The organism is Cupriavidus sp. HMR-1 (genome assembly GCF_000319775.1).
GTDB classification, from domain to species: Bacteria; Pseudomonadota; Gammaproteobacteria; order Burkholderiales; family Burkholderiaceae; genus Cupriavidus; species Cupriavidus metallidurans.
In genome coordinates this window covers 1-8,729 of record NZ_ANKP01000082.1, presented here as the reverse complement: position 1 = coordinate 8,729, position 8,729 = coordinate 1, and the positions used below count along the sequence as shown (strand labels likewise).

General features: G+C 65.4%; 7 protein-coding genes. All 7 read right to left on the bottom strand.

The genetic code is table 11. From position 1 onward, the window contains the following. Positions 1–1,760: gamma-glutamyltransferase (locus D769_RS12305; protein WP_008645441.1), on the bottom strand; the 1,760-nt coding region annotated here is incomplete at its 3' end. A 101-nt stretch (positions 1,761–1,861) separates the two neighbouring features. Continuing rightward, complete coding sequence (locus tag D769_RS12300) at positions 1,862–2,332, bottom strand: OsmC family protein (protein WP_008645439.1); 471 nt, start codon at positions 2,330–2,332, stop codon at positions 1,862–1,864. A gap of 135 nt (positions 2,333–2,467) precedes the next feature. Next, positions 2,468–5,056 (bottom strand): ATP-dependent chaperone ClpB, encoded by a 2,589-nt coding sequence (clpB, locus tag D769_RS12295; protein WP_008645437.1) that lies wholly within the window; start codon positions 5,054–5,056, stop codon positions 2,468–2,470. A 214-nt stretch (positions 5,057–5,270) separates the two neighbouring features. After that, the gene (locus tag D769_RS12290) at positions 5,271–7,439 is read right to left on the bottom strand and encodes a D-(-)-3-hydroxybutyrate oligomer hydrolase (protein WP_008645436.1); all 2,169 of its coding nucleotides are present in this window, start codon (positions 7,437–7,439) and stop codon (positions 5,271–5,273) included. Positions 7,440–7,715: 276 nt separating this feature from the next. Continuing rightward, a complete protein-coding gene (crcB, locus tag D769_RS12285) occupies positions 7,716–8,096 on the bottom strand; it encodes a fluoride efflux transporter CrcB (protein ID WP_008645434.1) in 381 nt (126 codons plus the stop codon). After that, positions 8,096–8,587, bottom strand: a complete 492-nt coding sequence (moaE, locus tag D769_RS12280; RefSeq protein WP_008645431.1) for a molybdopterin synthase catalytic subunit MoaE — start codon at positions 8,585–8,587, stop codon at positions 8,096–8,098. The genes crcB and moaE overlap by 1 nt, the downstream gene beginning before the upstream one ends. A 1-nt stretch (position 8,588) precedes the next feature. Continuing rightward, positions 8,589–8,729 (bottom strand): MoaD/ThiS family protein (locus D769_RS12275; protein ID WP_008645429.1); only part of this gene is annotated, 141 nt, incomplete at its 5' end.

Here is an 8,729-nt window from a genome sequence, read left to right as displayed (position 1 = left end):
TCGAATCTCGTGCTCACGCACAGCTGGGCCCGTAGCGAGATGCGGTGGCCAAGTGCCTTGAGTCCCTGGACCAGCGGGTCGCTGGCGCCGTCGTTCGTCGTGTTGATATGCGGATGCTCGCCACCAAGCGTCGTAACTGGGCTGTTACTGGCGCCGAAGTCGACCAGACCGGCCGACTGCTGTGCGTCGAGCCCCCAGTCGAGCACCCCGACCAGCGTCTTTACCACGTACTGCGGTATCGCCCCGCCGCCCGGCGAACCGGTCGCCATCAGGAAATCTCCGATCGAGCCATCCGCGCCCTTGCGGAATACCAGCGTCGGCGCCATCGAACTGCGCGGACGCTTGCCCGGCTCCACGCGATTGGCGACGGACTGGCCTCTGGCGTCCACCGGCGTCGCGCTGAAATCGGTCAACTGGTTGTTGAGCAGGAATCCGTGGGTCATATGGAACGACCCCATGCTGGCTTCGACCGATGTGGTGGCGCTGACCGCATTCCCCTGCGCGTCGACGATCGAAAAATGGTTCGTTCCATGTTCCGTCTGCGGCACAACGCCCAGCAGCGCGCCGCCCAGGTTACCGGCCACGGCGGTGCCCATGGAACGATGCGGATCGATCAGCGCCGCTCGTCCACGCAGGTATCGTTTGTCCAGCAGCGCGTCTGCGCTACCACCCGGCAGCGGCACGAAATCGGGGTCGGCCACGTACTTGTCACGATCCGCATAGGCCAGCCTCTCGGCTTCGCTGACGAGGTGCACACCCTGTACGGTTGGCTTGCCGCCCTCCCCGTCGATGGCGGTCGGTCCGAGTTCGGCCAGATCGAAGCGCTCCAGAATCCCCATCACGGATGCCACCGTGATACCGCCGGCGGGTGGCGGCGCGCCGCAGATCCAGAACGCGCGGTAGGCCATGCAGACCGGTTCGTGCCGCTTCACCGTGTAAGCCGCCAGATCGGCCAATGTCGTCTTGCCCGGCGTGATGGGTCGGCCGTCGGCGCCCGTCGTGGCCGCAATCGACGCCACGATGCCTTCCGCGATCGGCCCCGTATAGAACGCATCGGCACCCTGGCTCGCCAGGGCCTGCAGCGTCCGCGCGTAGGCGGGATTCCTGAGAACCGTACCGATTGCCTTCGGCTTGCCATCGGGATCGAGAAAGTACGCGCGCGCCTCGGCATCGCGCTTGAGGCCATTGGCATTCGTGGCAATCGCCTGCGCCAGTCGCCCGCCGATCGGGAAGCCGTTCGTTGCCAATGTCACGGCATCGTCGAACAGCCCCGGCCAGGGCAGCTTGCCGTGCTCCCGCTGCACGCGCTCGATCAGTCGGGGCACGCCGGGTGTGCCAATGGAGCGGCCGCTGGATCGAAGATCGGGCTTTGGCGAACGCCGGTCCCTGGCATCGTCGACGTGAAGCAGATAGTGCGCGCCAGCCGATGCCGGCGCCGTCTCCCGGCCATCGTAGGCCTGCACGGTCCGCGTTGTGGCGTCGTAATAGAGCAGGAAGCCGCCTGAACCCAGTCCGGTGGCCTCCGGCACCGTGAGCCCCAGCACCGCCTGCACCGCCACGGCGGCGTCCGCGGCGGTGCCACCCCGACTGAGCACCGCGCAACCCGCCGCACTGGCGTACGCGTTGGAGGTCGACACCATATACGACCGGGCATGGATCGGCTGCATTCCCTTGCGGTAGCCGCTGGCGGGCTCCGGCGCGGCGGGATCGCCCGGCAGGTTCGAGCCGACCACCACGGTGCCGCCATCATCGGCAAGCACCTGGCAGGTGCCTTCGGCGCGTATCGACGTAGGTGGCGTAGGTGGCGCCGATGGCAGCGCAACGCTAGAACAGCCCCCGACGAGCAGCCCGCCTGCGAAAATCAGCCCGAAACGATGACGGGTTCGCACAGGATCGGAAAATTGACGGAATTGGCGATGTAGCACTTCTCGTGCGCCACGTGATGCAGGTGTTCGGCCTTGGCCGCGTCATCACCGGCGCGGATGGTGACCTGCGGGCGCAGCACGATCTCGGTGAATTTGGCCGGCGAAGTTCTGTCGGTCATCGTGCCTTCGGCCTGATCGACATATGCCAGTACGGCGATGCCGGCGTCGGCGCACAGGTGCAGGTACCAGAGCTTGTGGCAGGCCGACACCGATGCCAGCAGCAGTTCCTCAGGGTTCCAGCGGCTGGGGTCGCCCAGGAACGCGGGATCGGAGGAACCCGGAATCTCGGGCTTGTTGCCAGACCGGATCACGTGTTCGCGTCCGTAAGCGCGGTATCCCGACGTTCCGGTGCCGCGGTTGCCGGTCCATTCGACCGTAGTCTGGTACTTGTGCTCGCCGTGAGCCATGGAATTGCTCCTGATGTGGGAGAAAAGCTGCAAGGAGCCACCATTGTGGCGAAAAAAAGGGACCTCCGCAGAGGTCCCTTGATCAACCCGGCCAGACTGTCCGGGTTGGAGATCGGTCGAAGCAGTCGGCGCGTCTCAATGCACCATTCGCCCGAACGTGAACTCGCCGTCCACGTAGTCCACCGGCACGACATCCTTCGCGGCAAACCGGCCTTCCAGGATGGCCTTGGCCACCGGATTCTCGATCTGCTGCTGGATCGCGCGCTTGAGCGGCCGGGCTCCGAACACCGGGTCGTAGCCCGCGCTGGCGATCTTCTCCAGCGCCCGTTCGCTCACGTCCAGCGTCATGTCCATGCGCGCCAGACGGACCTGCAGGCGCTTGAGCTGGATCTTGGCGATCGACTCGATATTCTTCTGGTCGAGCGCATGGAACACCACGACTTCGTCGATCCGGTTCAGGAACTCGGGCCGGAAATGCGTGCGTACCTCCTGCCATACCGCGCCCTTCACCGCCTCCTGCGGTTCGCCCGCCATCGACTGGATGATGTGCGAACCCAGGTTCGACGTCATCACGATCACCGTGTTCTTGAAGTCGACGGTACGGCCCTGGCCGTCGGTCAGACGACCATCGTCCAGCACCTGCAGCAGCACGTTGAACACGTCCGGGTGCGCCTTCTCGACTTCGTCGAGCAGGATCACCGCGTACGGCTTGCGACGCACCGCCTCGGTCAGGTAACCGCCTTCGTCATAGCCCACGTAGCCCGGAGGCGCGCCGATCAGCCGGCTCACGCTGTGCTTCTCCATGAATTCGCTCATGTCGATGCGGATCAGGTGCTCCTCCGAATCGAACAGGAACTCGGACAGCGCCTTGCACAACTCGGTCTTGCCCACGCCCGTCGGCCCGAGGAACAGGAACGAGCCATACGGCTTGTTCTCGTCCGACAGACCGGCACGCGAACGGCGGATCGCATCGGACACCAGCCGCACGGCCTCGTCCTGACCCACCACACGCTGGTGCAGGCGATCTTCCATCTTGAGCAGCTTCTCGCGCTCGCCCTGCATCATCTTGGCCACCGGAATACCCGTGGCGCGGCTGACGACCTCGGCGATTTCCTCGGCGCCGACCTGCGTGCGCAGCAGCTTGTTCTGCTGTTTCTGCTCGCTGGCCTCGGCCTTGGTTGCCGCCTGCAGCTTGCCCTCGAGTTCCGGCAGCTTGCCGTACTGGAGTTCAGCCACCTTGTCGAGCTTGCCTTCGCGCTGCAGTCGGGTGATATCGAGCTTGATCTTCTCGATCTCCTCCTTCAGCGCGGCCGCACCCTGGGCGGCGCCCTTCTCGGCGCGCCAGATCTCATCCAGGTCAGCGTATTCCTTCTCGAGCCGGATGATTTCCTGCTCGATCAGTTCCAGACGCTTGCGCGATGCCTCGTCGGTTTCCTTCTTGACCGCCTCGCGCTCGATCTTGAGCTGGATCGTGCGACGCTCGAGCTTGTCCATCGCCTCGGGCTTCGAGTCGATTTCCATCTTGATCCGCGCGGCAGCCTCGTCGATCAGGTCGATGGCCTTGTCCGGCAGGAACCGGTCGGTGATGTAGCGGTGCGACAGCTCGGCCGCGGCCACGATAGCCGGGTCGGTGATCTCCACCTTGTGGTGCAGTTCGTACTTCTCCTGCAGGCCACGCAGAATGGCGATCGTTGCCTCGACGCTGGGTTCATCCACAAGCACCTTCTGGAAGCGGCGCTCCAGCGCGGCATCCTTCTCGATGTACTTGCGGTATTCGTTCAGCGTGGTCGCGCCGATGCAATGCAGTTCACCGCGCGCCAGCGCCGGCTTGAGCATGTTGCCCGCGTCGATCGCACCTTCGGCCTTGCCCGCGCCCACCATCGTGTGAATCTCGTCGATGAAGACGATGGTCTGGCCTTCATCCTTGGCCACGTCATTGAGCACTGCCTTCAGGCGTTCCTCGAACTCGCCGCGATACTTGGCGCCGGCCAGCAGCCCGGCCATGTCGAGCACGAGCACGCGCTTGTTCTTGAGCGTCTCCGGCACTTCGCCGTTGACGATGCGCTGTGCCAGCCCTTCGACGATGGCGGTCTTGCCCACACCGGGCTCACCGATCAGCACGGGGTTGTTCTTGGTACGGCGCTGCAGGATCTGGATCGCGCGACGGATTTCGTCGTCGCGGCCAATCACGGGGTCCAGCTTGCCGGCGCGCGCGCGCTCGGTCAGATCGACCGTGTACTTCTTGAGCGCCTCGCGCTGCGACTCGGCGTCGGCGCTATTGACGGTATCACCGCCGCGCACGGCCGTGATCGCGGCCTCGAGCGACTTGCGCAACAAGCCGTTCTCGCGGGCGATCCGCCCCGTCTCGCCTTTGTCGTCGGACACGGCGAGCAGGAACAGTTCACTGGCGATGAACTGGTCGTTGCGCTTGATCGCTTCCTTTTCGGTGGCATTCAGCAGGTTGTTCAGGTCGCGGCCCACCTGGACCTCGTTCGTGCCCTGAACCTGCGGCAGGCGATGGATCGCCGCATCGAGCGCGCTCTGCAGGCCGCCCACGTTCACGCCAGCACGCGACAGCAGCGTACGGGCTGCCCCATCGTCCTGCGCGAGCAACGCACGCAGCAGATGCTGGGGTTCGATGTATTGATTGTCATTACCCAGCGCCAGACTTTGCGCTTCTGCCAGCGCTTCCTGGAACCGGGTAGTCAGTTTGTCAATTCGCATTAGGAGCCCTCTCTCTCTAGGAAAGTGTGTCCTGATGCGAGGCCCGCGGCGGCTTTGGCTGCCGCCACATATGCCCAGCCGGACACGTTACTTCCGAAAGATAGGGCTTGGGAATGACATTTCAAGACATCGGCGATACACCCGTCATACATCGACCAAATTTCGGCCAAGTGCATGACGGGTAACGCGTATCGCCGGGCCTGGCGGCCACGTCTCAGTTGGGCACGTCCACGGTCGAGCCGGTGACCGTGATCGCGTCGCCGGCCGCGGGTGTGGCAGCGATCGGCGGCACGTTCGACGGCTGGATCCGGGGGCCGACCGTGTCGGTATCGGCACCCCCGCGCGGCGTGGTGCGCACCACCTGCGACGGCGGCAGCGGCGTACCGTCGCGCAGGTTGGCGTAGACCGCATCGAGCGCCCGGTTCACGTAGACGTGCATCGGGATATAGCGCTTGGCATACCCGGGAATCACATCAATAAACCCGTCGAAATGCTGGCCGTTGGTCACCTCGATGTACGAGAGCCGACTGCTGGCGCCCTCGACGTGCTTGTTCAGCCCGAGATATGGCCGCGACGTGTGGTTCACCGGCAGGAGGCCATCGCTGCGGCCCTGCACGATGACCGACGGTCGGCCGCCAAGGTTGCCCGTGCGATAGGTCTGGCCGATACCGGTCATCAGCGCCGGGTTTCGGGTGTCCAGCAGGCCACGCAGGCAGAGCGCGCCGTCGACATTGCCGTCCGCCAGCTTGGTCGAGGGCGATATCGACGCGAAGTCACGCATCGCCCCGGACGGGTTGGCATCGTTCATCAGCGTCACCGCCGTAGTGGGCGGAATGCCATTGCCAGTCGAGAACAGCCCTGCCAGCGCGGCCGCCGGGGCCGTGACGGGATTGGCCTGCGGCGGGCTGCCCGGCGAGGAAAAACTGTAGTGGCAGAGCCGGTCCGTCACGCTGGCGCGCGCATAGGCATTGGCATAGGTCACCGAAATGGAACTGCCGACCTCCAGCGCCGAAAGCGACGCGAACAGGTCATCCGACTCGGGCTCCCAGCCGGCGCGGTGCAACGCATCCAGCGCGGAGGTTGCCTGGGCGGACGTGCTGCCTCCGGCAATCTTCTTCTTGGCAGCCAGTGACGCACATCGGTTGAGCGCGGCCTGTCCGGCCGTTTTGGCGAATGGCGCATTGCCCAGGCTGGCATCCTGGCTGGCGCAGAGCTGGTACAGGTTGGCAATCGTCGTGTAATCGTAAAGATGCTTGCCCGACGCCGCCACCGGCACGCCGCCGCGCTTGACGACCACGCCTGCCGTCGGTGGCAAGTTCACATTCGGCTCCCCGACGGCCACGCCGTCGATCAACCCGCCGGTGTCCTGTTCCGCCGCTGCAATGGCCGCCCCGCCACCATTCGAGATGGCCGACGCGATCACCAGCACATTGGCTGGCGTGAACGTCGCCTGCCGCGTGCCATCGGTATTGGTCCTGCCGAACTTGTCGTTGACCGCCCACAGCGTGAACTGGATCGCCTGCAACGTGTTGGCGCCCCAGTTCGCCTCCGGGTTCTGTTGCGAGTGCGCGTGCTTGAACGCAAGCCGGTGCGGGGTACTGGCATTGAAGCCCGCCAGCGTTTGAGAGGCACTGGGCTGTGCCGCGAACTGGGCCTGCGTGCCGGCACCGGCCCGGGCCTGCCGGGTGCCGTCGATCAGCGGCACGGTGTCGCTACCCAAGTCATGCGGTGCCGCGCCGGTCCCCTTGTCCGTATAGGCCACCGCGCAGTTGTGCTTGAGCCCCCACTCGCCCACGGCGATTCCGCCATAGACACCACGCGAGCCGGACGAAGTGGCGGAAATGATGCAGGGATGCTTCACATCGAACCCATCCGGAACCTGGGCCATGACTGTCACGTTTTGCCGGCCCGAGCCGTCATCGGCAAATGCGATGTACTCGGTACCCGGGACCTTGCCCTGGCCGGTGGTCACGTTCCCCTTGGCGTCGACATTGGGGCCGTAGAGCGAGCCATAGCCGCCCGCGGCCTGGACATCCACGATCGCGCGGTAGTTGGCCCAGATCGCGTTACGGCGCAACTCCGCGGCCGTCGGCGCATTCGGATTGGCAAACGCCGGCGCTGCGGCCGCCAGTCCGTCCTTGCCCAGCCCCGCTGTCAGCAGGTCATCCGTGTTGCCATCGTAGGATTTGACCCCGATGGGGCTGGATATGAATGCCGGCTTGACGTTGGGACCGGCGTTCCCGCCGCCCCCATTTGTGCCGAACCCGCCGCACGCAGCAACGCCAAGCGTGGCGACGGCGATAGCGATCGTGTTTCGGCGGTGCGCACGCCGGGTGCCATGGCCGTGCGATTGGGCGGACTGCGAGAGGTGGCGCTGCTGCATGGGTATGTCTCCTTGTTGTTATCGGCGGGATGGCGCGAACGCCGTCCCGTCCAGGACTCGGTGAGACAACTGCAAACTGCCAAACAGGGGGAAATGCGGAGTGGCGCGGACCGCGGTGAGGCGCCAGGAGAGCGGCTTCATGCGAAGCCGCGCGCACCCGGCGATCCGGCCCGGCAATGTTATACGGTCTTGCGCCGCAGGAGGATAGCCGGGCGGTACGTAGTGTTACCTAAGGTCTACCCCGAGGAGCCTGTACAGAGCCCAAGGCGCACGGCATCAGGCCAGCGCCCGGTACGACCAGATGCCGAACGCGGTCAGCAGGAGCGATCCACCCAGATGCATCGCGAGGTGGAGCATGGCCCAGCGATAGTCACCAGCCATCAGATTGGCGATGACTTCACTCGAGAACGTCGAAAACGTGGTCAGGCCGCCGAGGAAACCCGTGACGGCCAGCAGGCGCCACTCTGGCGGCAAAGATGGGTGGGTTTCGAAGAACGCGACGGCCAGGCCGATCAGGTAGCCTCCGACCAGGTTCGACGCCAGCGTGCCATATGGCAGTGCCGGATTGATGGCGTTCCACGTGACCGAGAAAAACCAGCGCAGCCAGGCGCCAACGGCGGCACCAACGCCGACCGCCACGAAACCCATCGGGCCCATCATTCTTCCTTGTTATTGGCGGGATCCGCGTTGAACGATTCGATACCCCAGCGGCGCAGCGCGGCATCGTCCGAGACCCGCGCGTCGACCCAGCGCGCGCCTTCCGGCGTGTCTTCCTTCTTCCAGAACGGTGCCTCGGACTTCAGGTAGTCCATGATGAACTCGCACGCCGCAAACGCGGCGCCACGGTGGGCCGAGGACACGGCAACCAGCACGATCTGGTCCAGCGGCTGCAGCAGGCCCACGCGATGCACGATGGTCACGCCAAGCAGCGGCCAGCGTTCGCGCGCCGCCGCTTCGATCGTCTCCAGCGCCTTCTCGGTCATGCCGGGATAGTGCTCGAGCTCCATCGTACTGACGCGCGTGCCTTCGCTGACATCGCGCACCGTCCCGATGAAGCTGGCCACCGCCCCCACGCCCGGATTGCCGGCGCGCAGCGCCACCACTTCCGCGCCGAGATCGAAATCCTCGTGCTGAACGCGTACCGCCATCTCAGCCTCCGGTCACGGGAGGAAAGAAGGCCACCTCGCAGCCATCGGCCAACTGGGTGTCGGCACGTGCCACGGCATGGTCCACGGCCATGCGCAGCGCGCGGCCATCGGCCAAAGCCTCGGCCCAGGCGCCGCCGCGTCC

Bases quoted from the DNA above. Each gene is read 5' to 3' on its own strand.
- D769_RS12300 (WP_008645439.1), bottom strand. From the start codon at position 2,332: ATGGCTCACGGCGAGCACAAGTACCAGACTACGGTCGAATGGACCGGC.
- clpB (WP_008645437.1), bottom strand. From the start codon at position 5,056: ATGCGAATTGACAAACTGACTACCCGGTTCCAGGAAGCGCTGGCAGAA.
- D769_RS12290 (WP_008645436.1), bottom strand. From the start codon at position 7,439: ATGCAGCAGCGCCACCTCTCGCAGTCCGCCCAATCGCACGGCCATGGC.
- crcB (WP_008645434.1), bottom strand. From the start codon at position 8,096: ATGGGCCCGATGGGTTTCGTGGCGGTCGGCGTTGGTGCCGCCGTTGGC.
- moaE (WP_008645431.1), bottom strand. From the start codon at position 8,587: ATGGCGGTACGCGTTCAGCACGAGGATTTCGATCTCGGCGCGGAAGTG.